This window comes from Terasakiella pusilla DSM 6293, assembly GCF_000688235.1.
Classification (GTDB): Bacteria; Pseudomonadota; Alphaproteobacteria; order Rhodospirillales; family Terasakiellaceae; genus Terasakiella; species Terasakiella pusilla.
The window spans coordinates 141,954-167,454 of the sequence record NZ_JHYO01000006.1 but is presented as its reverse complement, the minus strand read 5'-3'; the positions used below and the strand labels follow the sequence as shown (position 1 = coordinate 167,454).

General features: G+C 49.9%; 27 protein-coding genes. 11 read left to right on the top strand and 16 right to left on the bottom strand.

What is annotated here, in order from left to right:
• The 10 genes from Q397_RS0105970 to Q397_RS21320 form a co-directional block, all read right to left on the bottom strand.
• A partial coding sequence (locus Q397_RS0105970) for a transposase (protein ID WP_028878626.1) occupies positions 1 to 239 on the bottom strand: 239 nt, incomplete at its 3' end.
• Positions 240 to 334: 95 nt separating this feature from the next.
• A complete protein-coding gene (locus Q397_RS0105965; protein WP_051609763.1) occupies positions 335 to 1,216 on the bottom strand; it encodes an energy transducer TonB in 882 nt (293 codons plus the stop codon).
• The gene (locus tag Q397_RS0105960; protein WP_051609762.1) at positions 1,216 to 1,635 is read right to left on the bottom strand and encodes an ExbD/TolR family protein; all 420 of its coding nucleotides are present in this window, start codon (positions 1,633 to 1,635) and stop codon (positions 1,216 to 1,218) included. The genes Q397_RS0105965 and Q397_RS0105960 overlap by 1 nt, the downstream gene beginning before the upstream one ends.
• Before the next feature lie 2 nt (positions 1,636 to 1,637).
• Positions 1,638 to 2,051, bottom strand: a complete 414-nt coding sequence (locus Q397_RS23905; RefSeq protein ID WP_084148957.1) for an ExbD/TolR family protein — start codon at positions 2,049 to 2,051, stop codon at positions 1,638 to 1,640.
• Positions 2,023 to 2,712: a MotA/TolQ/ExbB proton channel family protein gene (locus Q397_RS21325; RefSeq protein ID WP_051609760.1), complete on the bottom strand. Its 690-nt coding sequence runs from the start codon at positions 2,710 to 2,712 to the stop codon at positions 2,023 to 2,025. The genes Q397_RS23905 and Q397_RS21325 overlap by 29 nt, the downstream gene beginning before the upstream one ends.
• Before the next feature lies 1 nt (position 2,713).
• The gene (locus Q397_RS0105945) at positions 2,714 to 3,025 is read right to left on the bottom strand and encodes a DUF2218 domain-containing protein (RefSeq protein ID WP_028878623.1); all 312 of its coding nucleotides are present in this window, start codon (positions 3,023 to 3,025) and stop codon (positions 2,714 to 2,716) included.
• Between the two features lie 13 nt (positions 3,026 to 3,038).
• Positions 3,039 to 3,824: an ABC transporter ATP-binding protein gene (locus Q397_RS0105940; protein ID WP_028878622.1), complete on the bottom strand. Its 786-nt coding sequence runs from the start codon at positions 3,822 to 3,824 to the stop codon at positions 3,039 to 3,041.
• Positions 3,821 to 4,870, bottom strand: coding sequence for a FecCD family ABC transporter permease (locus Q397_RS0105935; RefSeq protein ID WP_028878621.1), 1,050 nt, complete (start codon positions 4,868 to 4,870; stop codon positions 3,821 to 3,823). Before Q397_RS0105935 ends, Q397_RS0105940 begins: the two co-directional genes overlap by 4 nt.
• Positions 4,870 to 6,012 (bottom strand): TroA family protein, encoded by a 1,143-nt coding sequence (locus Q397_RS0105930; RefSeq protein ID WP_028878620.1) that lies wholly within the window; start codon positions 6,010 to 6,012, stop codon positions 4,870 to 4,872. The genes Q397_RS0105935 and Q397_RS0105930 overlap by 1 nt, the downstream gene beginning before the upstream one ends.
• A 77-nt stretch (positions 6,013 to 6,089) precedes the next feature.
• Complete coding sequence (locus Q397_RS21320; RefSeq protein ID WP_051609758.1) at positions 6,090 to 8,084, bottom strand: TonB-dependent receptor domain-containing protein; 1,995 nt, start codon at positions 8,082 to 8,084, stop codon at positions 6,090 to 6,092.
• Positions 8,085 to 8,235: 151 nt separating this feature from the next.
• Here Q397_RS21320 and Q397_RS0105920 point away from each other — a divergent pair, with 151 nt between their 5' ends.
• Positions 8,236 to 9,240 (top strand): helix-turn-helix domain-containing protein, encoded by a 1,005-nt coding sequence (locus Q397_RS0105920; protein ID WP_028878619.1) that lies wholly within the window; start codon positions 8,236 to 8,238, stop codon positions 9,238 to 9,240.
• On the opposite strand, the gene Q397_RS23900 is transcribed toward Q397_RS0105920, so the two are convergent.
• The 3 genes from Q397_RS23900 to Q397_RS0105905 form a co-directional block, all read right to left on the bottom strand.
• Positions 9,230 to 11,959 (bottom strand): bifunctional diguanylate cyclase/phosphodiesterase, encoded by a 2,730-nt coding sequence (locus tag Q397_RS23900; protein WP_051609757.1) that lies wholly within the window; start codon positions 11,957 to 11,959, stop codon positions 9,230 to 9,232. The two genes, Q397_RS0105920 and Q397_RS23900, sit on opposite strands and share 11 nt — an antisense overlap.
• 138 nt (positions 11,960 to 12,097) lie before the next feature.
• Positions 12,098 to 12,784 carry a class I SAM-dependent methyltransferase gene (locus Q397_RS21310; RefSeq protein ID WP_038012914.1) on the bottom strand — a complete coding sequence of 229 codons (687 nt, stop codon included), beginning with the start codon at positions 12,782 to 12,784 and terminating at the stop codon, positions 12,098 to 12,100.
• Position 12,785: 1 nt separating this feature from the next.
• Positions 12,786 to 13,301 (bottom strand): hypothetical protein, encoded by a 516-nt coding sequence (locus Q397_RS0105905; protein ID WP_156950642.1) that lies wholly within the window; start codon positions 13,299 to 13,301, stop codon positions 12,786 to 12,788.
• Between the two features lie 297 nt (positions 13,302 to 13,598).
• Here Q397_RS0105905 and Q397_RS0105900 point away from each other — a divergent pair, with 297 nt between their 5' ends.
• From Q397_RS0105900 to Q397_RS0105860, 9 genes are all read left to right on the top strand, one after another.
• Entirely contained in the window at positions 13,599 to 14,771 is a 1,173-nt protein-coding gene (locus Q397_RS0105900; protein ID WP_028878617.1) for an ABC transporter substrate-binding protein, read from the top strand.
• Between the two features lie 72 nt (positions 14,772 to 14,843).
• Positions 14,844 to 15,770: a branched-chain amino acid ABC transporter permease gene (locus Q397_RS0105895; protein ID WP_028878616.1), complete on the top strand. Its 927-nt coding sequence runs from the start codon at positions 14,844 to 14,846 to the stop codon at positions 15,768 to 15,770.
• Positions 15,771 to 15,772: 2 nt separating this feature from the next.
• Positions 15,773 to 16,753 carry a branched-chain amino acid ABC transporter permease gene (locus tag Q397_RS0105890; protein ID WP_038012913.1) on the top strand — a complete coding sequence of 327 codons (981 nt, stop codon included), beginning with the start codon at positions 15,773 to 15,775 and terminating at the stop codon, positions 16,751 to 16,753.
• Positions 16,746 to 17,489: an ABC transporter ATP-binding protein gene (locus Q397_RS0105885; RefSeq protein WP_028878614.1), complete on the top strand. Its 744-nt coding sequence runs from the start codon at positions 16,746 to 16,748 to the stop codon at positions 17,487 to 17,489. The genes Q397_RS0105890 and Q397_RS0105885 overlap by 8 nt, the downstream gene beginning before the upstream one ends.
• The gene (locus Q397_RS0105880) at positions 17,489 to 18,199 is read left to right on the top strand and encodes an ABC transporter ATP-binding protein (protein ID WP_028878613.1); all 711 of its coding nucleotides are present in this window, start codon (positions 17,489 to 17,491) and stop codon (positions 18,197 to 18,199) included. The genes Q397_RS0105885 and Q397_RS0105880 overlap by 1 nt, the downstream gene beginning before the upstream one ends.
• 3 nt (positions 18,200 to 18,202) lie before the next feature.
• Complete coding sequence (locus tag Q397_RS21305; protein WP_084148954.1) at positions 18,203 to 19,078, top strand: alpha/beta hydrolase; 876 nt, start codon at positions 18,203 to 18,205, stop codon at positions 19,076 to 19,078.
• A gap of 7 nt (positions 19,079 to 19,085) precedes the next feature.
• A complete protein-coding gene (locus Q397_RS0105870; RefSeq protein WP_028878612.1) occupies positions 19,086 to 19,865 on the top strand; it encodes an SDR family oxidoreductase in 780 nt (259 codons plus the stop codon).
• A gap of 28 nt (positions 19,866 to 19,893) precedes the next feature.
• Positions 19,894 to 20,487 carry a malonic semialdehyde reductase gene (locus tag Q397_RS0105865; protein ID WP_028878611.1) on the top strand — a complete coding sequence of 198 codons (594 nt, stop codon included), beginning with the start codon at positions 19,894 to 19,896 and terminating at the stop codon, positions 20,485 to 20,487.
• A gap of 91 nt (positions 20,488 to 20,578) precedes the next feature.
• Positions 20,579 to 23,101 carry an EAL domain-containing protein gene (locus tag Q397_RS0105860; protein ID WP_028878610.1) on the top strand — a complete coding sequence of 841 codons (2,523 nt, stop codon included), beginning with the start codon at positions 20,579 to 20,581 and terminating at the stop codon, positions 23,099 to 23,101.
• A 3-nt stretch (positions 23,102 to 23,104) separates the two neighbouring features.
• On the opposite strand, the gene Q397_RS0105855 is transcribed toward Q397_RS0105860, so the two are convergent.
• Positions 23,105 to 23,341 carry a (2Fe-2S) ferredoxin domain-containing protein gene (locus Q397_RS0105855; RefSeq protein WP_156950641.1) on the bottom strand — a complete coding sequence of 79 codons (237 nt, stop codon included), beginning with the start codon at positions 23,339 to 23,341 and terminating at the stop codon, positions 23,105 to 23,107.
• Between the two features lie 205 nt (positions 23,342 to 23,546).
• Positions 23,547 to 23,810, bottom strand: a complete 264-nt coding sequence (locus Q397_RS0105850; RefSeq protein ID WP_051609755.1) for a hypothetical protein — start codon at positions 23,808 to 23,810, stop codon at positions 23,547 to 23,549.
• A gap of 123 nt (positions 23,811 to 23,933) precedes the next feature.
• Between Q397_RS0105850 and cutA the strand changes: the two genes are divergently transcribed.
• Complete coding sequence (gene cutA, locus Q397_RS0105845) at positions 23,934 to 24,257, top strand: divalent-cation tolerance protein CutA (RefSeq protein WP_028878607.1); 324 nt, start codon at positions 23,934 to 23,936, stop codon at positions 24,255 to 24,257.
• A 48-nt stretch (positions 24,258 to 24,305) separates the two neighbouring features.
• Here cutA and Q397_RS0105840 read toward each other — a convergent pair whose 3' ends face one another.
• On the bottom strand, positions 24,306 to 25,451 hold the full coding sequence (locus Q397_RS0105840; protein WP_028878606.1) for a bifunctional 2-C-methyl-D-erythritol 4-phosphate cytidylyltransferase/2-C-methyl-D-erythritol 2,4-cyclodiphosphate synthase: 1,146 nt from the start codon (positions 25,449 to 25,451) through the stop codon (positions 24,306 to 24,308).
• Positions 25,452 to 25,501 lie beyond the last annotated feature (50 nt).

Genomic DNA, 25,501 nt, shown 5'->3' with positions numbered 1-25,501 from the left:
ACCAACTGACGCTCGGAGCGAATGCCAAAGAGATAACCGACCAGTAAAGCCTTAAACAACATAGTCGGATCAAGCGGAGGTCGACCATTATCGGCGCAATATAAAGGCGCCACTTTGTCGTGAATGAAACTGAAATCAATATGCGCATCAATTTTGCGCAAAAGATGGTTGGACGGAACCAGACTATCCAGACTGACCATCTCAAGTTCCGTTTGTTGAGGACCGCGTTTTTTAAGCATTCCTCATTGAATCACAAAGGCCTCGCCAAGGCGAGACCTTTGTCAGCAATCTGGGGCCTTACGTATAACGCGTAAGGCCTTTTTTCTTTTCAAAATCAACGGATTGAAAAATGTATGGGAAGGGCAATCTTTAAAAACTCTCCCTCCATATCTTTCGGAAAAGCGGGCAGAGGTTGCGCCCGTTTCAACATGGCGATTGTCTCTTCATCCAGCAAATCGTGACCTGAGCCTTGACGCACTTTAAATTCCGTCACCTGTCCCTCTCGGGTCACAGTAAACTCTATGACCACTACGCCTTCCTGTCGCCGCCTTTTGGCTCGACGGGGATAGGTTTTATGCTGTTCCAGCCTACGCCGCAGGGTCGTCACATAGTCCGGTGTCACTTCCCCGACATACTGTCCGCCACCTTGTTGATTGGTGGTGTCCGAACGGTTTGCGTTTAAAACCGATTGCGTTGCCCCTTGGCTTTTATTGCCTTCAATTTTCTTTTTCTCGACAACCTGTTTGGGTGGCTGCGGCTGCTTTTGAACCACCGGCTTTGGTTTCGGTTGTGGTTTTTTCTGAACTTCCGGCTTCTTAGGCGGCGTAATTTCCGGCACCTTCTGTTTCGGCTTTACCGGTTCCGGTTTTACTTCCGGCTCGGGCAGGGGGAGGGCGTCCGGCTCTGGTTCTTGAACGGGTTCTGGTTCTTGCTCCGGTTCCTGAACAGGCTCAGGCTCGGGTTCCGGTTGTTCTTCTACGGACGGTTCCTCAATCGGTTCCGGTTCCGTCACAGGTTCTTCAGCAACGACTTCTTCCTGTGCTTCACTGCCAACAGCAGCCGCAACCATAGAAATGGAGATTTCCAGCCCCCCCACACCTTCAGCCCGCGCGCCTTGCGTGGGACGTGGTGAATAAAAGAGCGCATACCCCAGCGCACCATGCACAACAAGCGCGGCTGCACCGGCAACCACCCAATGACTAAGACGAGACTGCATCACGGGGCCTCCAACTGGGTCACGAGGGACAGTTTTTCGACCCCAACTTCGCGCAAGTCCGTCATCAGTTTCAACACAGCACCGGCTGCGTATGTCCCATCGACTTTCAAACGCAAAATATGATCGGGATGATCCGTCAAGTAGCCGCGCACTTTATCTTTAAGCGTGCCCTGATCCATCGGTTCATTTTGGAAAGCGAGTTCACCCTGCGTGCCCATATGAATGACCGCAATTTCGCTCTCTTCCTGCGTGCTGCTAAGGGAAGACGACGGATCGATTTTAAACGGATCAGACGTGGTTAAGCGACCGGCAATCATGAAAAAGATCAACAGAAGAAAGACCACGTTGATCAAGGGCAAAATATGTTCTTCACTGTTTTTTTGCGGGCGGCTATTGCGTTGTTTTAAACTTTTGATCACGTCTACTTTCCCTCCTCAAACGGGAGGAGAGATATTTTCGGCAAAGAAAGGGTGGCCGTTAAATCCATAGCATAGACAACGTCCTGCATTTGCGCAGCGGGTCCAACTTTCAGTAAAATCAGGCGATGACGGTTTTCATCCAAGACGGTGTTCAACGCCTCTAATGTATAATCTCGCCCCTCGACCTCATACTGATCGGCCCCTGTAATCAAAACGGTCATGGGGCGTTCATCACTTGACGTGGATTTGGATTTACTCTGCGACGGAGCCACCATTTCAATGGTGCGTGTTTTTTGAAAACTGGATGCCAGCATAAAAAAGACAAGCAGAATAAACACCACATCGATCAAGGGGGTGAGGCTAATCGGGATCCGTCTGCGCTTTGTCTTACGAATATTGCTGAGCGTTTGCATCATGCACCTGCACGGGTATCTGGTCAAAATCATCGACGAACACCTGTGCGATCAGGTTATCCAGATCGTGCGTCAGTCGCTCAAGGCGGCGTTCAAAAAAGCTATTGATCGCAACGGTCGGCATCGCCACCGCCAAACCAACTGCCGTTGTCAACAACGCCAGCCAAATACCACCTGACAGAATGCTTGGATCCACCTGATTGCCTGAATTTTCAAGTTGCTGGAAGGCATCAATCATCCCCAGAACCGTCCCAAACAACCCTAACAAGGGGGCAAGCGACGCGATCAGTTCCAGAATACGCAAATGCCCGCCCAGATGTTCCAACTGATCTGTGGCTTCGCGCAGGACTTCTTCGCGTGCCGTTTGTTTGGAGGTATGGGTGTTTAATTGCCCACGAATAGATTTTGCCACCACCTGACAACGAATGCTGTTGCAATTGCTGGAAATGCTCAGGGCTTCTTGAGAGCGGCCCATTCTGAATTTCTCGACAGCCTGTCTTGCAATTCTGTTGCGAAAAACACCGGCAGAGAAAAACTGAATAGTTTTTACAAAAGTAACAGTTAGCACCACGACAGACAGCGCTACCAATAAATAAACGACGGGTCCACCCGCCTCCATCATATTCAGCAACTGATCAAATGCACTAGGTGTTGGCTCTAGCATCTTAGGCTCCTTCTTCGTTTTTAACATCCGGACAGTCTTGCCAATCAAAGTCAATTTCTTCACGCCAGGCGAATTTGACCAAATGGGTCTCAATAATCGACTGGCTCATCGGCAGCTTTTCCGGGTCGTGCGCCTGACAATGAATGTACAGTTCCTGTGCAGTTGCCCGCATGGTGCAAGGCCCCGGCGGCAACGCTGCAAAACCGTTTTCATCATCAAACTCGACATCCACCTTGTGTCCAAAGTGCTTACAGAGTTGCTTAAGATACTTATTCGCATTCGCAGTTGCAATAGTGATATGTGTTGAAGGCATTTTTTCTTCCTTTCTATTCGCTAAAGGGCAGCGCTGTTTCAGCAATTACGTAGGGTTTGCCTTGGGAACAGGTTTCCACCCGTCCTTCGACACGGTAAGCAATCCGCAGATTTTCTTCGGTCATGGCCGCTTCTGGTGGGCCATAGGCAAGGATTCCGCCACGGGAAAACAACAAAATCTGATCACAGTGGCGTAAAGCCAAATTGATATCGTGGATCGGCATCAGACAAATGCCATTGCGCTGCTTCACCAGTGACTTCACCACATCAAACACGCCAAGCTGCCAACGCAGATCAAGCGCGCTTGTCGGTTCATCCAACAGAAGTAAACTGGGTTTACGCACGATCACTTGAGCCAGACCAACCATTTGACGCTGTCCGCCTGATAGCTTGCTTAAGGCATGAAACGCTAAATGACGGATCCCAAGGACATCAAAAACTTCCTCGACCATGTCTTCCACAACGGATGCCGATAAATCGGGACGCACAGCGCGACAGGCACTTAAAACCGCTTCATAAGCCACCAGACTGGTGCCTTGTGGCAAAGTTTGCGGCAAGTATCCGATCAGGCCGGAGCGTTGCAGGTAGGTCATTTCCTCGACATTTTCACCATCCAGAAAGACGCGCCCGCTGTAATCCCCGACACCTGCCAAGGCTCGCATAAAGGTGGATTTACCAACCCCGTTCGGCCCAAGGACACCCACCATTGTGCCGCCTTGAATTTCTGGGAGATCAATATCGGACAACACGGTTTTCGCCCCGTAAGACAGGGTCATGTCCTGAATATGTAGCACGCTCATTTCCCCCTCCGTTTTTGGTTGATCAACAGACCGAGGAACAGAGGAATACCGATCAGGGCCGTTACAATCCCATCCGGGATCAAAATACCGGGCACAATGGTTTTACTGAGGATCGATGCGCCTGCCAAAATAAAGGCCCCGGCGAGCGCCGCGCCCGGCAAGTAAAAGCGATGATCTTCCCCAAAGGCAAGACGTGAGATATGTGGGCCGACCAGACCGACAAAGCCAATGACACCGGTAAAAGCAACCGCAACGGCTGTCATGACACTGACGCGAAACAGGACAATCAGGCGCAATCGCTCAACGGACACACCAAAGCTTTTGGCATATTCCTCCCCACCACGCAGGGCTGTCATCTTCCAGACCTGCCGGATGGAGAAGGGCAAGCAAATGGCAAAAACTAAAAAGACAATGCCGACCTTTTCCCACGTTGCACGGGCAAGGCTGCCCATGGTCCAAAAGACCATCTGCTGCAAGCTGTCACTATCCGCCACAAACTGAATAAGGGAGATCATTGCTTCAAGGGCAAAGAACATGGCGATCCCGACCAAAATGACCGTATCAACTGTGGCCCCAAAGCGTTTGGAGAAATACTGGATAAACAGCACCGCCCCAATTGCCCCCGTAAAGGCACAAAAGGGCACAACGTAATTTTCCGGCAAGCCAAAAGGAATAAACTTAAAGACAATCGCCAAAGATGCGCCAAACGTCGCTGCGTGCATAACCCCCAAAGTGGTCGGACTTGCCAACGGGTTGTTCAACACCGTCTGCATTTCCGCCCCAGCCAAGCCAAGGCAAGCCCCGACACAAACTGCCATCAAAGCGTAGGGAAGGCGCAATTGCCATAAGATCAGGTTTTCATTATCCGTTAAAGAAGACGAGTTAAAAACACCTGTGACGATTTGCCCAAAACTGAGTTTTGCAGGCCCAATCGACACATTCAGCATCACGATAAAGACCAAGACACAGAACATCAGCCCCAGCCAAATCATCCGATGGAGCATAAGGCGTCGGTAATCTGCTGCAAGCGTTGTCTTTGCTGACATCAGCTTGCCCCTTTTTGCTGGATCGTCGTCCAGTAAATGCCATTCAACGGCACAGCCTGAAATCGATCGAAATAGGTTTTGAGGGTCTCTGTCGGATCAATGTCTTTAAACAGGGAAGGGTGCAACCATTTTGCGATCACTTCCACCGCAACCAAGTTCATGGGCGTGTTGTAAAAATGATGCCAGATGGCATGTGCATGACCGTCCTTGACCGCCTTTAACTGGACCAGTCCCGTTCTGTTTAACGCATTGCCAAGGGTCATCTGGGCTTGGGCTTCGCTCGTACTTGCCCCCAATGCAATATAGCTTGGGAATTTTTCTATGGTTGCTGACGATCCGATGGCGGAGCCAATATAGACATCCGGCTGATTGACGATCAAATGTTCCACATTAACCTGACCGACGGTGCCCGGGATCATATCGCCAAAGGCGTTGACACCGCCCGCCCATTCAATAAAGCGCCCCATCATCTGCTGACCAAAGGCACGGCAGCACTGCGGCATCATCCCCACATGACTTTCCATAAAGACAGACGGACGGTCTTGCACATTTTCCAAGCGGCGATGCACTTCATCCAGATGGGTGCGATAAAAAGATACAAACTCTTCTGCCTGCTTTTCCTCACCCAAGACTTTCCCCAAAATTTCAAGGCTCTTAGGCGTATTTTTCAGCGGATCAATACGGAAATCCAAAATCACGACAGGGATGCCTGCCGCTTCCATTTGTGCAATCACGGTCTTGCTTTTATCGTTCGGGCCATGCCCGCTGCCAAGACCAAACAGGGCAAGTTGCGGCTTAACTGAAAATGCCTTCTCCATACTGAAGGAAGCTTCCCCCGCACTGCCAATCCGCGAAATATCCGCGATATGAGGATAGGCTTCCACATACTGCTGATAGCTGGCGGGATCATATTTTTCAAATTCCCCCATCATGCCCACAACCCGTTTGGCCGGATCATCGCGATCAAAAATGCCAAGGGTAGGGAGGTAACGCCCCTCACCCAAAATCAAGTGATCGACCGGCACCTGAAGCGTGACTTCACGGCCAGACAAATCGGTCAATGTAATTTCTTCTTTGGCGTCTGCATCAAAAGCAAAAGCCGTAAACAGTGCGACTGTTAAAACAAATAATCTTATCATCATATTAAACGCACGAAATGGGCGGCCCAAAAAAACCACCCATTTCGTCAGACACTTAGGTATGCCCTATGCGCCTCCCTTTAAAAATCATATCTGGCTGACAGGATGAAGGATCGTCCAGGTTCATAAAACGAGGCAATCGTCCCGGTTGCGGCTGACTCTGAGTTAATCCCAACGTTGGAGCGATCAGAATACATATGGTCAAACAGGTTTTTCACATCCAGTCGCAGGTTCAAACCTTCCAACATTTCCGGATACCATTCCGCATAAATGTTGGAGACAAAATAGCCATCCAAACCGGAAACCGTGATCCCTTTCTGACTTTCATCCGGCAACATCAACTGGTTCGTTGTCCCCAAAGTCAAACCATAAGGGTCGATGGTGTGGGCAACTTCAAGATTGAAGGATTTCCCCATATCCTGCCCCAGATAGTCGGCAGAGCGTCCGTCCAGATACTGGCTGTTAATCCGTGTGTTGTTGGCGGCAAAACCGGCGCGAACAAAGCCGTTGCCATACTTATAAGAACCGGAGATGTTAAACCCACGCGAATGAATGGTCGCGTTGTCAGCCCGGTTCGATTTGTTCAGCAACAACGCATCGTTAATCTGTGTCCAGTACGTGTTCCCATCGATGGTGATTTTGTCATATTCATAGACAAGACCGACTTTATAGTTTGTCGACCGTGACGCTTCCATCCCGTCATAGGTATTGGCACTTCTTGCCAGACCAATCTCACCCAACTGGAAGCCACCAAATGTAGAGCCTGCGCCCGCATAGCCCATAAACTGGTTTGTGATATCATATTCGATGTTCGCATTGACGCTCGCACCGTTTGCAGTGTTTTTAGAATTGTCATGACCTTCAAGACGACTGAAGTCATAACGTGTCCCAACGGATGTACGCAAATCATCCGTCCAAGAGGTACGCGCTTGAACAAACGCGCCAACGTTGGACGCTTTTTCCGTCCCCTTATAGCCGCTACGACCGCCTTTACCGACATCGTTGTAGAAATCCAGACCCGTCGTGATCTTCCCGACATCTGTCGTAAAGGTGTTGGACGCTTTGCCGTTTAACGTTTGGATATCCGCTTCGACATGTGCAACCGCGTTAAAACGGTTCATGGTCGTGGTCATGTCCAGACGGGTATTGGTGTAGGCAAGCCTAAGCTTTGGGTCCCACATTTCTGTCGGTGTCTCATCCCCAAAGGACAGGGTATAGTTTTGACGACGATATTCCGTCGGTGCAGGATTGCCGCCTGAGAAATCAAAATCAGGACGGGGAGGGCGCACGGCAAGGTCATCAAAATGCTGAGCTGCAAACTTAACGCGATAGCCATTGTCTGCGGTGTATCCAACCTTGAACAACAGGTTATCTGCAGCCGGGTCAGACCCTTCAACCGTATTGCCATCGCCATCTTCATAGGCATGACCATCAGAAGTCATCCCGTAGGCCATAATGTCCAAACCGCCCATGCGTCCCGCAACCGCCGCTTCTTCCGTAAAACCATCGGTGTTGGAATTAAAGCTGATTTTACCAAAGCCACCGAAGTTGTCCCCCGGTGCCACAAAGTCACGACCGTCTTTCATTTCCAAAGAGATCGTCCCGGCAAGCGCGTTAGGGCCAGCATCCGCTGGGGCAACACCCGTTTCCACCTTGACGGCTTTCAACATGCCCGGGTCCATAATCGTGGTGCCGATATGGTGATAGGTTTTATTTGCCTGACGGGCACCATCAATATCAACGGCAAGGTTTGTATCTTCCACGCCGTTGACATGGATTTGCTGAGAGATACCGATAGGGGAACTGACGGTAACCGCCGGTTCCTGACGGAAAACATCGCGCATGGTTTCCGGATTGGCGCGATCCAAATCTTCCTGCTCGATCTGTACACCCCCGGTAATCACATCTGCTTTCGCATCAATTGAAATCGGTGCAAACACAATGGTTTGATCCGTCTGTTGCTGTGCATCCTGAGCTTGAGCAGCCGTCGCCATTACCACAAAAGCAGCGCCGACCATTAAGCCCGTTTTAAAGTTTTGCCCGGAAAAACTGGGGCAGAATAAACCGTGAGACATTGGTGTCCTCGAACTAAAAATCTTTGACAAGTTAAGAATGATTGTTAATATCAAGCTCAATTCTAGGACGCGAGTCAGGATGTGTTTGCGAAAACACCAGATATGTTTGCAGAAAATGCAAATCATTCTCACAAATTATAAAAGGCCCACCATGTCCCACCAATCAGACAGCCAATCCCGTAACAAAAAGGCGGTGGTCTACCGGGAAGCCATTTCGGCGCGCACCTTAACGGATATGGCCGGACATGCCCTATCACTCACCAACTTTCCTGATGGCCCGCTTCACGATGATCCAATCCTGAAAGGACGGATGAATAATCAGGACTGTCATGCGAATTTGCGTATTCACGCCACCGACATCATCGAAGTCAAAAACCACGAAGCCAAGGCCATCATAAATCCTGCGATCACCTGTTCCCTGATTTTACAAGGCAAAGCCGAAGGGACGATCGGGGGGCAACCTTATTGTCTGGATGGAACAAATGGACCGACAGGATATATCTGGGCAATGAATGAACCTATGCTGTGGACGCGCAGCATCCGCAAGGCCAGCCATGTCAGAAAAGTAAATATCCGTATTGATCGTGATTGGTTGTTGCAAGAAGTACAAGCAAACCCGGAGGATGAGCTTTGTTGCTTCCTTCGCTCCTTAACGGAACATCCGGTCAATATCCAGAAATGGCAACCAAGCAAACGGGCACTTTCGTTGGCAGAACAACTGTTGCAACCCTCTACGGCCTCTCCCTTCCTTGAAAAAATGAAGAATGAAAGCAAAGCTCTTGACCTGTTGGGGGAGGCTTTTCTCACTCTTCAAACATCAACACTCAAGCCGGAAATGGCACAAACTGTCGATAAGGCCCAATTGATCCGCAGCTATATCGAGAATAACATTGCCAGTCCACTGGACCTAAAAACCATCGCGCGTGGTGTCGGCATGGCAATCAACACCATGCAACGCACTTTTAAACAGTCCTACCATATGACGGTCATGGATTATCTGCGCGAACGTCGTTTGGAAACGGCAAAAGAAGCCATGATCCATGACGGGCTAACCATTGCACAAGCCGCGTTTAAAGCGGGCTACACCAGCCCGTCAAACTTTGCCACGGCTTTTAAAAGGGTCTACGGCGTCTCCCCGTCACAGATCAGGAACTAGATTTGTTCGCCGCCTCTTCGAGCCCCTCATCAAAGTAGCGCACTTTAAATTGTTCTTTCGGCATAGGTTTATCAAAATAATACCCTTGCAGAATATGCGCCCCGGACGCCGCGAGCCAATCGACCTGTTCTTTGGTTTCTGTCCCTTCTGCAATGACTTGCAGGTTCAGTTCCTTCGCCATCGACAGGATCGCCGCTGACAAACCTCTTGAGGGTTTATCGTGCGGTATCCCCATAATAAAGCTGCGATCGATCTTTAAGGTCTTAAACGGATACTGGCTCAGATAACTCAAGCTGGAATATCCTGTCCCAAAATCATCAATCGATACGCTGACGCCAAGGTCTGACATATCTTTTAAGGCCTTACGCGCCCCTTCAGGGTCCTGCACCAAAATCCCCTCGGTCAATTCGATTTCCAATGCCTTTGGAGATAGATGATAAGTTTCTAGCTTCCTGGCAACCACTTGCGCCATGTCTTGGGCCATAAATTGGATAGGGGACACGTTGATCGCGACAAAAAAGTCAGGGATCGTTTCCTGCATTTCCAAGGCAAACTGGCAAGCTTCATCAAGTACCCAGTCGCCAATCTCAACGATATTACCATTTTTTTCTGCAACCGGAATAAACTCGGCGGGACTGACAAAACCTAATTCCCCATTTGTCCAGCGCAGCAAGGCTTCCGCCCCGACGGTCTTTTGAGTTTTTGCATCCACAAGCGGCTGATAAAAAACAGTAAACTCTCCTTTCCCCAGCGCGTAGGGCAAACGGTTTTGCAGGTCATGAAGACGTTCATTTTCCGCCCCCATTTTATCAGAATAGACCGCAAAAGAATTCTGTGGGCAGCCTTTTGCCACATGCATGGCACTATCCGCATGCAACAGGATATCTTGCGACACCTCCTGACCGGAAAAGACATAGGCCACTCCCAAGCTCATGGAGATATGTATTTCATGCTCATTGACAACAAGCGAATGGCTAAAGTCTTCAATCACTTTTTCACACGCCACAAGCGCGTCTTTTTCCTTGAGGATATCCAGCGCAATCACAAACTCATCGCCTGCCAAACGCGCGACAATACGCGCTTTCGGGAAAATCATCTGCAACCTTCGGGCCACTGACTTCAACACTTCATCCCCGATCTGGTGGCCCAACGTGTCATTGACCATATGGAACTCGTCCAGCCCCAACAGAATAAGGGCGAAGTTTTTCATTTTCGCCTTTGCCTCATAGCGCAATTCATCCAGACATTCTTTCAACATATGTCTGTTCGGCAAGTCGGTCAGAGTGTCATAGTGAGCCATCTTGCGTAAGCCTTCTTCATAGGCTTTCTGGCTGCTGATATCGTGCATAAAGACGATAAAATTACTTTCCAGCCGGCTATCTGGTGTTTCCGTCACCGTCACCTCTGCCGGAAAATAAGAATTGTCCGCCCGCTTAACCAAGACATCAAGGGGCAGGGGGTTTTTCACATCCAAACGTCTGTGACTTACGCTATCCCCAAATTCACCCGCCTTGACGTACTGATAAAAGTTCAGCCCAATCAATCCGGTATAGCCATAGCGCATCATTTTGCACGCGGCCGGGTTCGCATCCAAAATCGTGCCATCCCCCGAACAGGTTAAAATCCCTTGACGGGAAATATCCACGATGGCCGTATTTTTTAACTCTGCAGCTTCCAACTCTTCTTCAAGTTCGCGCTGAATGTATTGTTCGCGATCAACCGCCGCATTTTGCAGCAAAATAACCTTGCGAGCCGCCACACCGATCACAACAATCACCAAGGCAAAAGCGATCAGTTCCAGCGCATGTTCTTTAAATTCCAACCCAGCCCAAACCGTTGGTATGGCACGCGATACGATATATATGCCGGAAAAGCTATTCGGTGTTTCTTTCAGACGCAGTGAGGAGGGGAAATAATGCCGGGCATGGAAAAGACCATGATTGGTGGAAAAATAGGTTTCACCTTCTTTCAGTAACGCCCATTCTTCATCAAATAATTCCTGGAACTTATGTTCTTTGCCGAACATAAAACTCCATTCCAGATCATACTTCGGCCCCAACAGCCAATAGCCGGACGCATTCAGGATATACCCTTGAATCCCATTGCCTAAAATAGTCCCCATACGCGCCAAAAATTCCTGCGCATAATAATTTACGACAAAGACACCTTTTTGCTGACCATCAACATAGACAGGTGACACGAAGCGGATCATTGGCTTATAGGGCGTTTCCACCTCACCATTTTCAATATTCAAATCCAGCTTTGAGACGAAAATCTCGTTTTGGCGCAAACCTTGGGTTTCCCGCACATAGTAGCGATCGCTTTTATCCTGTAAGCTGGCCTGAGGGACAGTGAAAGGGCTGCGGTTATTATCGACCCGAACCCTTTCAATGCCATTTTCATCAATATATCGGAGCTGCTGATAGTTCTTCTTTGCACCGGACAAACCCAGCAGAAATTTCTCAAACTCTTTACGGCGTTCTTCATCCTGCGTACGGGCATAAATGATCAAGCTGGGGTTTTGACTGACAAACTCAACATCTTTTGCTACCGCCTCCAACGCATTTTCAATCGTGGTATAAACCAGATTCAGACGATTTTGCTCACTCTGATGCAACTCTTCCCAAAAGGTCTCATAGCGCAGGAACAGCCCACCCGCAAACACGATAATGGGCAGTAAAATAGAGGCAATGATCTTATGTGTTGTCGTCAGGCGCATATTTTAAACATTTCGGTAAGCGATTGTTTTATTTTACAAAAGTGAGGTCTGGAAATCTCGCCCCTACAAAGAACATACAACTTTATGCTTTATCAGATAAAGTTCAGTGTCCTATTAATCGCACGTCCGATCAAGCACTCATCCTGCTTTTTGCAACAAATTCATCCGTGTTGGCTGATCAAAGTAAGTATAGCCATCCTCTTTCAAGGTTCCCAGACGACCAAACGCCTCTCTTATCTCGTCATCTTTAACGTCGAAAATAGCTTCTCGTTCAGGATTCGGACCAATCATCTTGTCGCGCATCTCTTCATAGCTTTTGCGCTGGACAGGGTGATTGTAGACATATTCTTCAACCCAAACCAATCCCACTTCGTCATGGCGTTTAATGACTTCCAATGCCCTTGCTCGCACATAAGTTTCATCATCGACCGGCTTCAACAGTTCAAAGTTCATCCCTTCTGCAATTGGTTCGGAAATGTAGAGCTGACCGCCCGGCTTCAAGACCCGCGCGGCTTCACATAACGCCTTAAACTGATCGTCAACCGGAATGTGATGCAGGCTGTTAAACATGACCACGATATCAAACTCTTCATCTGCAAAAGGTAAATCCTGACCAAAGGCATCAACGTACGTTTCATCGCCCGCCGTCTCGTAGGCCTTAGCCCTTTCAAGCTGTCTTGGGGTACATTCAAGACCAATAACATTGGCACCTTCGCGGGTCATCATGCGGGTCAAATGACCTTCGCCGCTGCCCACATCCAAAACCTTTTTTCCAGCAAGGGACAAATAGCTTTTCAAGACTTCAGAATTTTTTCTAACCTGCATTTTACTCTACCTTAAAAGTGGAATGGCACGCACTACAGACATCGATCGTCTCGCTGAGTGCTGTAAAAACTTTTTGATATTCTTCTGCCGTGGTCGGCAACTCGACACTGCGGGCAACTTTCGCAAAATTTAGCGCCGCCTTATGAAACTCTGTCGCCAAAGCCTGTGCGTCTGTTGGCAAAAATTGATCCAGTCCCATATGATCCAGACCGGGATTATCCGCAGAAAGCTGTGTCACAAGCTTTTCGATTTCCGGCTCCGGCAAACCATAGGAGCGCAAGACCACATCAAGGGAATGCCCAAACCCCATCTTGGTTTCTGCAACAAAGGCGGCGTTATCAAAATCACCTGCGGAAATTGCCAACGTGATTTCGTTCAAATTGTCCAAATGCCCGCGCATTTCTTCAAGGAAGATTGTCTTTATCTGATCCGGCACCTCAATAAGCTGTCGATCATCAGCCAGAGCCGGCGAGGTGATCCCCCACAAGACTGTCGCCACGCACATCCACTTCCTCATTCTACATCCCCGCTTTTGTGTATTTTTGTTTTGCTGCTTTTAAAGGTCTGTAAACTTATACCTTATCACGGCCAAGCAACAGATTACCCTGCATCATTTTGAAAAAAAAGTTCAAACAGAAAGGTAGATGCAACTTTTCAGCAACGCCATGACCTTAAATGACATCCCTCACGGCTGTCTATATGGTTTAGCGCCAACATATATCTATATAATTTGCCATGTTTTTCTTGTTTTCGAACGAAATACGATTAAGCTCATCCAAAATTTCTTTTTTGGATAGAGCAAGAGGGTCGCTTCATGAAATTCATTCCTTCCGTGTTGGGTATTTGCGCCGCTGCGGGCTTGTCACTGGGTGTGGCAAACGCAGCTCAGGAGCCTGTTAAAATCGGTATGATCACAACCTTATCCGGTGGCGGTGCGTCATTGGGGATTGATATTCGTGACGGCTTTGACCTTGCGGTTAAAATGAAAAATGGCATGCTCGGTGGTGTTAAGACCGAAGTCATCACCATTGATGATGCGCGTAAAGTCGGCAACGCTAAACAAATCGCCACCCGTATGATCAAACAGGACAATGTGGATATCGTGACGGGGATCGTCTGGTCCAACCTTGCCATGGCTGTGGTCCCAAGCGTGACAAAAGCGGGCAAAATCTATATCAGCACCAACGCTGGCCCATCAGCCTTGGCCGGGAAAGCCTGTAGCCCAAACTACTTCAACGTGGCGTGGCAAAACGACAACCTGCACGAAGCAATGGGCAAATACGCAACCGATAAAGGCGTTAAAAAAGCCTACATCCTTGCGCCAAACTATCCGGCAGGGAAGGACGCACTGGTTGGCTTTAAACGTTTCTTTAAAGGGGAAGTCATCGGCGAAGTTTACACAAAACTGGGCCAAGTCGATTATGCCGCCGAAATTGCAAACTTGCGCGCAGCCAAACCGGATGCGGTTTACTTCTTCTTGCCCGGCGGTATGGGCATCAACTTTGTAAAGCAATATAACCAAGCGGGCTTGAGCAAAACCACACCGTTGTATGGTCCGGCCTTTTCGTTTGATGAAGGCATCCTGAAAGCGGTTGGGGAAGCGGCCCTTGGGGTTTACAACTCCTCCCAATACAGCTGGGATCTTGATAACGCGGCAAACAAAGCCTTCGTTGAAGCCTTCCGTGCAGAATATAAGCGCAACCCGTCGCTTTATGCGTCCCAAGGTTATGATGCGGCAATGCTGATCGACAGCGCAATTGCAGAAGTCAAAGGTGATCTGTCTAACCAGGATGCCTTCCGCGCTGCGATTAAAGCTGCCAAATTTGACTCCGTGCGCGGGGCCTTCAAGTTCGGGTCCAACAACCACCCGATCCAAGATATCTATGTGCGCGAAGTTGTGAAGTCTGACACAGGCGTCACCAACAAAACAATCGGCAAAGTCTTTACCGACCATGCAGATGCCTTTGCGTCACAATGCAAAATGTAATCCAATAGGATGAATGGATCACCCCGCGACCCACTGTGTTGCGGGGTGATCTTTTTTTAGAATATAGACACAATGACGACACTTCTCTTTCTTGAACAAACGCTTAACGGCCTGCAACAAGGTGTCATGCTGTTTTTGATGGCAGCGGGGCTTACCCTTGTTTTTGGCATTATGCATCTGTTGAACCTTGCTCATGGGTCGCTCTATATGGTGGGGGCTTATGTCTGTGCGACAGTCACCCAAGCCAGCGGTTCCTTTTTAATCGGCCTGGCTTGCGCCCTTGGGGCCAGCGCTGCAACCGGCATGGTGATCGAAGTCCTTGCCATGCGCCGCCTTTATAATCGCGAACACCTTGATCAGGTGCTCGCGACTTTCGGTATTATCCTGTTTTTTAACGAACTGGTTAAAATCCTGTGGGGACCGCAAGCTCTGTTCCTCAACCCGCCGGACTTTTTAAACGGCACCATCGAGGTGCTGCCCGATACACCTTATCCAACCTATCGCTTGTTCATCATTGCAACCGGGCTTGTCGTCGCCTTGGGTTTGCGTCATTTAATCTTGAACACACGGGTCGGTATGCTGATCCGTGCGGGGGCCACTCACCGTGAGATGGTGGGGGCTTTGGGCGTCAATATTGACTGGCTCTACACCATTGTCTTTGGCCTTGGGGCCATGCTTGCCGGTCTGGCAGGGGCACTGGCTGGCCCTATGCTCGCCATCCAAGTCGGTATGGGTGAAAATATCCTGATCCTGACCTTTGTTGTCATCATCGTCGGCGGAGTAGGGTCCATTCGTGGTGCCCTAGTTGGCGCTTTGCTCGTTGGCTTGGTTGATACCTACGTGCGCGCCTTCCTCCCCATGGGATTGCGCGAAGTTTTAGAGCCCGCAAGCGCAGACAGTATCGGGGCTGCGATCTCCGGCATGGGAATTTATATTTTGATGGCGGTTGTGCTGCTGTTTAAACCAAACGGCCTGTTTCAGGCCTATGGAGACAACTAATCATGCGCGTCCGTATCGTCCAACTTATTACGCTCCTTATTCTGTTTACACTGCCGTTTATTGCCCAGTGGGCGGGACAGCCGTTCTGGATTGATCTGACCACCCGTATCGTCATTTACGGCATTGCCGCCATGAGCCTTGATATCATCCTTGGATACGGCGGCATGGTCAGCCTTGGGCACGCCATGTTCTTGGGGATTGGTGCCTACAGCATGGGGATCCTGACTCACCATAGTTTTGAAGGATCGGTCGTGCCGTTCCTCCCCGGGGAATGGACAGGCTCGACCTCCGGCTTTGTACATCTGGCTGCCTCTATCCTTGCATCCGGTCTGTTGGGGCTGGTCATCGGGCTGTTGAGCCTGCGCACGGTTGGGGTCTATTTTATTATGATCACACTCGCTTTTGCGCAAATGATGTTCTACTTCTTCATCGCCTTGCCCACCTATGGCGGGGAAGATGGTCTTAATGTCTGGAGCCGTAGTGAAATTCCCGGTCTGGACCTATCTGACAGCATGACCTTTTACTTTGTCTGTCTGGGCCTGCTGTGTGCGTTCTGGTTCATTGCCCGCCGTCTGGTAGATAGCCGCTTTGGCGGTGTCTTGCGCGGCTGTAAGCAAAATGAACAACGCCTGAAAGCACTGGGTTATAACACCATCCGCTACAAACTGATTGCCTTTACCATTGCCGGGGCTGGCGCGGGGCTGGCGGGTGGCTTACTTGCCAACCTGACAGAATTTGTCGGACCAGGCACCATGCATTGGACCAAATCTGGCGAGTTGATCGTCATGGTCCTGCTGGGCGGGATGGGAACCTTGATCGGCCCTGTCCTTGGCTCCGCTGCCCTGTTGCTGTTGGAAGAAATCCTGTCAGGCTTTACCGAACACTGGATGATCGTATTAGGACCAATCCTATTGCTGGTCGTGCTGTTTGCGCGCCGCGGTATTTACGGTTTCCTCGCCGGGAAGGAGGCAAAAGATGGCTAACATCCTGAAAGTCACAAACCTGAACAAATCCTTCGGGGCACTACACGCCACCGATAACCTGAGCCTTGAGATCGAGGAAGGCACCATTCACGGCCTCATCGGTCCCAACGGGGCAGGCAAGACCACCGCAATTAATCAGCTTAGTGGTGAATTGATGCCCGATCGTGGCACCATCGAATTTGATGGGCAGGACGTGACGCACTGGCCCATCTTTAAGCGCGCACAATTTGGCCTGCAACGATCCTATCAGATCACCAGCCTGTTCCCTGACTTTACGGCGCTGGATAACGTCGCCATTGCCATTCAGGCAACTGACGGGCACAGCTTTCGTTTTTGGGGCAAGGCAAGGGAAGACAAAAGCCTGATTGATCCGGCTATGGACATCTTAAGACAAGTCGGGCTGGATCATTTGGCCCATAGACCTGTCACCGACCTTGCCCATGGTCAACAGCGCCAGATCGAACTTGCCATGACACTGGCGACAAAGCCAAAGATGCTGCTGTTGGATGAACCCATGGCAGGCATGGGAAAAACCGAAAGTCACGATATGATGGAAGTCCTGCGCCCCTTAAAAGGAAACATCACAATCTTAATGGTAGAACACGATATGGACGTGGTCTTTGCGCTTGCCGATAAAATCTCTGTGCTTGTGCGCGGGCATTGTATTGTCACAGGCACACCGGACGAAATCCGCACCAACGCAGATGTTCGCACCGCCTATCTGGGGGAAGGGTAATGGCCTTACTTGCACTAAAAGGCGTTGAAGCCTGTTATGGTCCGTCACAAGTTTTGTTTGGCGTCGATCTACATATTGACGCGGGCGAAGTTGTCACCCTGATGGGGCGCAACGGTATGGGTAAAACCACGACCACCCGCGCCATGATGGGCCTGACCCCGGCAAGCCGTGGATCGATCACTCTAAACGGTAAAGAGATCTCGAAACAGGCGCCGTACAAAATCGCCCAAGCCGGGATCGGTTATGTGCCGGAAGGACGACAAACCTTCCCAAACCTGACCGTCTATGAAAATCTGGTCGCAACCGCTAGCAATCATACAGGCACCAAAGATCCGTGGACCGTTGAACGTGTGGTCGACCTGTTTCCCCGCCTTGGGGAACGGGCCAGCCAGTATGCCCGCACCTTATCAGGTGGGGAACAGCAAATGCTGGCGATTGGACGTGCCTTGATGACCAACCCGTCCTTTATGATTTTGGATGAAGCCACCGAAGGGCTGGCCCCCATTATCCGGGATGAGATTTGGCATGTGCTGGAACATAACCTGAAGGAAGCGGGACAAGCCATTCTGGTGATTGATAAACACCCGGAGGCCATGGCGCGTATTGCAGATCGCCACTATGTTATGGAGAAAGGCCAGATTGTCTGGACGGGAACATCCGAAGACTTACTGGCAAATGAAGACATGCAACATAGATATCTAGGGGTATAAGGAATGACGATGGACATCGATCCGGTTCAAGAAACCCTTTATAATGTACGTAATCGTGTGCCCAACTTCCTTGATCTTTTTCAAGGATGGAGCCAACGCTCCGCCGCTTTTCGCGATCATGCCAGCGCACAGTTTGACATCAGATATGATGACACCCCCAAAGGCACTATGGACCTGTTTAAACCAACTGAGGTTGAAGACGGCACATTGCTGCCCCTACACATCTTCATTCATGGTGGATACTGGCAAGCGATGGATAAGGCGGACTTCAGCTATATTGCCGAACAGTTCGTGCAAAATGGCATTGCGGTCCTGATCGTCAATTACGATCTCTGCCCCGATGTGACGTTGGACCATATCGTTGAACAGATGCGCAATGTCGTGACGTGGGCGTGGGAGAGTGGCGATAGCTTTGGTCTTGATCCCCACAACATTCATATCAGCGGTCATTCCGCTGGGGGGCATTTGGTTGGTGAACTTTTGACAACCGACTGGCAGAGTAGGGGGGAACATCCCGTTCATCCCACTGTGATCAAAAGCGCGATTTCCTTAAGTGGTCTGTTTGATTTAACGCCTCTGGTTCAAACCACCATAAACACAAATGTGGGCCTCAACCTCACCACGGCACAGACCCACAGTCCAATGGGCAAACCCTGCCATATCCACTGCCCTGTGCTCTGCGCCTATGGCGGATTGGAAGGGGAAGGTTTTGAAATGCAATCGGCAAAAGCGGTTGAGCATTTTACAGCCCAAGGGCTGGAAGCCGAACTTGTAAAACTTGAAAATGCCACCCATTTTGATGCGGTGGACACACTGGCTGACCCACATTCTGTTGTCTTTCAGTGGGCCTTGTCACATATCAAAAAAGTAAAGGGATAGACTTAAGATGGATCTGGGACTTAAAGGGAAATCGGCAATTGTCTGCGCCGCCTCCAAAGGGTTGGGGAAAGCTTGTGCGATCAATCTGGCACGTGAAGGCGTCAACCTGACCATTTGCGCGCGCACAGAAGAAACACTCTCAGCCACTGCTGATGAAATTCGCGCCCTTACGGGCGTAGAAGTCACCGCTATCGCCTGTGACATCACAACCCCAGAAGGACGCGCCGCAGTCCTTAAAGCCATGCCAGAGCCGGATATCCTGATCAACAATGCTGGCGGCCCACCGCCCGGTGATTTCCGTGATTGGGAACGTGAAGATTGGATCAAGGCGCTGGATGCCAATATGTTGACACCGATTGAACTGATCAAGGCCTGTGTCGATGGCATGATTGATCGCAAATTCGGGCGGATCGTCAACATCACCTCCGGTGCCGTCAAAGCGCCGATTGATGTGTTGGGGCTATCCAATGGCGCCCGTGCAGGCCTAACAGGCTTCGTGGCTGGGTTAGCGCGTAAAACCGTTGCCCATAACGTGACCATCAACAACCTTTTGCCCGGCCCGTTTGATACAGACCGCATCACACAGGTCGTCAATGGAGAAGCCAAAGCAAAAGGCATCGATGTTGATCTTGCCCGCCAACAACGCATGGCGGCAAACCCGGCAGGGCGATTTGGCAACCCGGATGAATTTGGCGCGACCTGCGCGTTTATGTGTTCCGCACAGGCTGGCTTTATGACTGGTCAAAATATCCTCTTGGATGGCGGTGCCTTCCCCGGTGTCATTTAATAAAGATCACAAGAACAGGAGCTTTCCAATGTCGACTTCACTTTCCAAAGACGCCCTTGACCAACTGTTTCTAGAAGCACGCACCCACAATGCATGGCTTGATAAAGATGTCCCCGATAGTCTTTTAACACAGGTGTGGGATCTTGCACGCTGGGCCCCCACAAGCATGAACTGCAACCCGGTGCGCATCACCTTTGTCAAATCCGCTGAAGCTAAGGAAAAACTAAAAGCCTGCCTGTCCGAAGGCAATATCGAAAAAACCATGAAAGCCCCGGTGACAGCCATCATTGCACAAGACCCGAAGTTCTACGTCAATATGCCAAAACTGTTTCCAAGCTTCCCCGGTGCCGCTGATCTTTTCGAATCGTCACCCGACCTTTCAAGCGAAACCGCCCATCGAAACACGACTTTACAAGGTGCTTATTTTATTCTGGCCTGTCGTGCGCTCGGGCTGGATTGCGGGCCGATGTCGGGCTTTGATAACGCCAAGGTTGATGATGTCTTTTTTAAAGATTCAAACTTCAAGTCCAATTTCCTGTGCAACATAGGATACGGTGATAGCGCTGGTTTATATGACCGAAACGCACGTCCGGCCTTTGATGAAGTTTGCACGGTTTTGTAGATCATACGAAGGTATGCACACAAAATAGTGTCTTTTCCTTAAGGATTCATACGTGATAGGGTGATGGATTGAAATAAAAGGTTGCCGATTAATGAGCCCCGTAAATAATCCTATAAGCAGTATCGTAAATCGCAATTTACTGACCTGTTCGCCAGAAGACACTATTGCCAACAGCGCCAAAGCCATGCAGGAAACGGGCTGTAGCTCGATCCTTGTGGTCGACGATGGCGTCCCTATCGGCATCTGGACGGAGCGCGATACCCTACGCCTTGATGTCAGCAATCTCGCCACCTTCGACCATCCCGTGCGCGATCATATGAACTCGCCGGTCAAAAGCATCCGCGATGACGTCTCAATCGGGGCGGCGGCTGTGCGCTTTAAGGAAGAACGGGTGCGTCACTTATTGGTCGTCGATGATCATGACGCCCCGATCGGCATCATCACCCAAACCGATGTCATTTTAAAGCATGGGGAAGAATATTATCTGACCCTCAAATCCGTGGGACAAGCTATTGAAAACCCGGCCCCTGTCGTGCCGGAACATATGTTCACCCACGAAGCCGTCAAGCACATTCGCAGCGTGCCACAAAGTGCCGTCTGCGTGCTGTTTGATGACAACACCTATGGCATTGTCACAGAGAAAGATATCACGCGCTTTGTGTCGCAAAAATCCTTCCCTGAAACCATTGGGGAAGCAGCCTCCCGCCCACTCGCGACCATCCACGAAAACACAAACCTTCTGGAAGCGCGCCATCGTCTGATCAAAACCGGCTTTCGTCACTTGGGTGTCAATAACGACAAGGGCGATATTATTGGCCTCATCAGTTTTTCAAGTATCCTCTCCAGCCTTCAATTTGAATATGTCCGCCGGATCAACACGATCTTGGAAGAACGCTCGCAAGCGCTAAAACAGTCTCAAAACAGCCTCCATCTGGCCCACCGCATCATCGAAGCCTCCCTTGACGGGATCATTATTGCCAACTCCGAAGGTAAAATCGAATATGTAAACCCGACTTTTACAACAGTTACTGGCTACAGTGCCGATGAAGCCATTGGGCAAACGCCAGCCTTGTTAAAGTCAGGTCGCCATGAAGAAAAATACTATTCAGATATGTGGCAGCAACTGTCCAAGGATGGATACTGGCAGGGGGAAATCTGGAACCGACGCAAAAACGGCGAAGTTTATCCCGAATGGCTGACCATCACTGCCATCAAAAACGACCATGGCAGTATCTACCAATATGCCGGTATTTTCTGCGATATCTCCGAACGTAAAAGTCAGGAGAATGAGATCCGTCGTCTGGCCTATTTTGATGAACTGACCAAGCTGCCTAACCGCCGCCTGTTCAGTGATCGTTTGAAAATGGGTATTGCCCGTTCCAAACGACACAACGAACGACTGGCCGTCATGTTTGTCGACCTTGATCATTTTAAAAAGATCAACGATACGCTGGGCCACAATACAGGCGATGAAATTCTGGTGGAAGCCGCCGGTCGTTTGATCAACTGTACCCGTGATGAAGATACGGTTGCGCGTCTTGGCGGCGATGAATTCGTATTACTGTTCCCTGACATCCAATCTGTGGAAGAAGTCACCAAGGTTGCTGACCGTATCGTTGCCTCCTTTGCCGAACCCTTTATCGTCGATGAACACAAACTGTTTGTGACCTCCAGTTTGGGGATCAGCATCTTCCCTGATGATGGGGATGAATATGAAACTCTGATTAAAAATGCCGATGCCGCCATGTATCGTTCCAAAGATACCGGGCGCAGCACCTTCAATCTGTTTAACCCCGCCTTTACCGAACAAGGCATGCGTCAGCTAAAAATTGAAGCCGCGCTGAGAGGTGCGATTGATAACAACGAACTAGAACTTTTCTATCAACCCCAGGCTTCCGCAGGGGATGGCGCGTTAATTGCCGCAGAGGCGCTTTTACGCTGGCATAACGAAGAAGTCGGTCCCATCGGCCCGGCGGCTTTCTTACCGATTGCGCAAGAAATTGGCATGATGACCAAAATCAGCATTTGGGTTTTAGAGCAGGCCTGTCAGCAACTGACACGGTGGAAAGAGAAGGGGTATCAACCGATCTCCATCGCCGTCAACATTGCGCCCGAACAAATCGTGGATAAGGCCTTCCCGGAAATTGTGGCGGATATCCTCAAAAAACACGGCACCGACGGCAAACTTCTGGAGATCGAAATTACCGAGGGTTCCTTCATCCACGAACCAGAGACAGTACGTGCAAACCTCAACAAGCTGAAAGAATTGGGCGTGCGCATTGCCATTGACGATTTTGGAACCGGTTATTCAAATCTGGGCTACCTGAAAAAGCTACCGATTGATTATCTCAAGATCGACCAGAGCTTCATTCAGGAAATGTTTAGCGAGCAAGGCAATCGCCAGCTTGTCTCCACCATCATCAATATGAGCGAAACCCTTGGCCTGCAATCCATCGCAGAAGGGGTCGAAACCAAACCGCAAGCAGATTTCCTGAACGAGCGAGGATGCACCTTGCTTCAAGGCTACCTTCTGGCCAGACCAGAACCGGCAGAAGCGTTTGAACGCCACTTCCTGCCCAAATATCTTCCCATGGTAGATGACACGGGGGACTAAGGCCTAGTCCTCCTCCGTCATCTGGGTGACCAGCCAGTCTACAATCTCATCAAGCTTGGCAGGCTTGGCGCCCATAAAAAACTCGCCCCCCGGTGCAATACGGATCGCAGGGCCAAATGTGCATTGTCCAAAACAGATCGACTTTTCAATAGGATAAGAAAAACCGCGTGCCTTCATTGCATCTTGCAATAGGGTCAGGGTTTTCTCGCTCCCACGCATACCGCAGGATGGGCTACTCACACTAAAACGCTTATTTGTGCAGACATATACAGTTTTAGCGACATTCTCTTCAGTCATATTGGCCTTGATCGGTTGAGAAAAACTTCTTTTGCAGTTAATCAAAAGAAAATTAGATAAAATTGAATCGTTTTCGAATTAATGGTGTCGTAGCATTTTACATCACAAAAAATTTGTAGAAATATAAATTCAACATAATTTTGTGACTTCAAGGCTCCACAAGCTGTCGCCCAAGCGCGGTCAATTTACACACCAGCCAATCCGGTTTCAACGGATTTGAAAACCACGGTTCCGCCCAACCGTGACGGATACAACTTTTCACCGTTTGCGGATTCACTTGCTGACCGTACTCGTCAAACAAGGGAAGTTTACCACCCGGTTGCGTTAACCCACGAGCCAGCCATTTGCGTTGCGTCTCAGTCGGTTTTTGTCCATCATGGGACGGGCGGGCCTTTTCATTTTCCACTGTCATAGCAATCTCATTTTGATAACGTCAGGGATTTGCAAAGGGTAATATGAAAACCGAAAAAGACCAAACCTTATACATATCGACCATGCAACAGCAGGCCTAATCTCTCGCGTTGAGGACTATAAAATGCAAACACACTTGATCTACGCCACTTGTGCCAACCTTGAAGAAGCCCGCAAAATCGCGAAAGTCCTAGTCGAAGAAAGACGGGTTGCCTGCGTCAATATCCTGCCGCAAATCCAATCCTTATATTGGTGGAACGATGCCGTGCAGGAAGATAGCGAAATTGCCTTTCTCGCCAAAACAACGCGGGAAAATGTGGACGGAGTCGTCAAACGGGTGAAAGAAATTCACAGCTACGACTGTCCCGCCATCATCACCACACCGATTGAAAACGGCAACTCTGATTTTCTAAAATGGATCGGGGAAGAATGCCAAAATCCGGGCTAAAATTCCGCACAGACATTTCGCCCCCGTTACAAAAAACCAGCCCGAATTTTATAATTTAACAGTGGCGACAGCTTGGGCTGCGATCCCTTCAGATCGACCTGTGAAGCCTAATTTCTCGGTCGTCGTCCCTTTAACACTGACCCGATCCAGATCAAGCCCACAAATATCCGCCACACGTTTGCGCATATCGTCGCGATACGGGCCAACTTTGGGGCGTTCGCAGATGATGGTCACATCCAGATTAATGACCTGACCACCTTTTTCTCGCACCAATTTGCAGGCATGGGTCAGAAAACGGTCTGAGGACGCGCCTTTCCATTGCGGATCGGTTGGGGGAAAGTGTGTCCCGATATCACCCGCCGCAATCGCGCCCAGCACTGCATCCGTGAGGGCATGTAAAGCTACATCTGCATCAGAATGTCCGGCAAGCCCTTCACTATGGGGCACATCCACGCCGCACAGGGTGACATGATCCCCTTCACAAAACCGATGAACATCAAAACCTGATCCGGTGCGAAACTCTGTCATTTCAGCCATAATCCTTTGTGCCTGCACAAGATCATCCTGTGTCGTGATCTTGAAGTTATCTTCATGGCCCATCACAAAACGGACCGATTTCCCAACGGCTTCCATCAAAGCGGCATCATCGGTCAATTCCTTGCCCGAAAGCTGCTGGTGTGCCGGATAGATATCCTGAAACACAAATCCTTGCGGCGTCTGTGCCCGCCATAAAGATGTGCGGTCCACCGTATCTGCGCAATAGCCCTCCACCTCACGCTTTAAGGTGTCCGTTACGGGCAGGGCGGGGATGACCCCCACGCCGGATGTAGTTGCCTCAATCACCCGATCAATAACATCAACCGAGACAAAGGGACGTGCTGCATCATGGATCAACACCAGATCAGGATTAAAGCCCGCTACACTTTGAAGGCCGTTAAAGACAGACTCCTGTCGGCTTTTACCACCAAATGCCGGCGCGAGAAGCTCTAATCCCTCAACAGCCGATTCGTATAAAACCCGATCATCCGGATGAATAAGGACACGTACACCCGCAATTTTGGGATGACTTAAAAAAGCACGGACCGTGTGAGTCAGCACGACGGCTTTCCCCAAGGGCGTATATTGCTTGGGCAAATCCCCGCCAAAGCGCGACCCGCGACCAGCAGCAACAATAATGGCATAAATCGATTTCATGATCCTTTCATACCTCAGCTTGACGCTTGGAAACAATAGCTATTGCATCC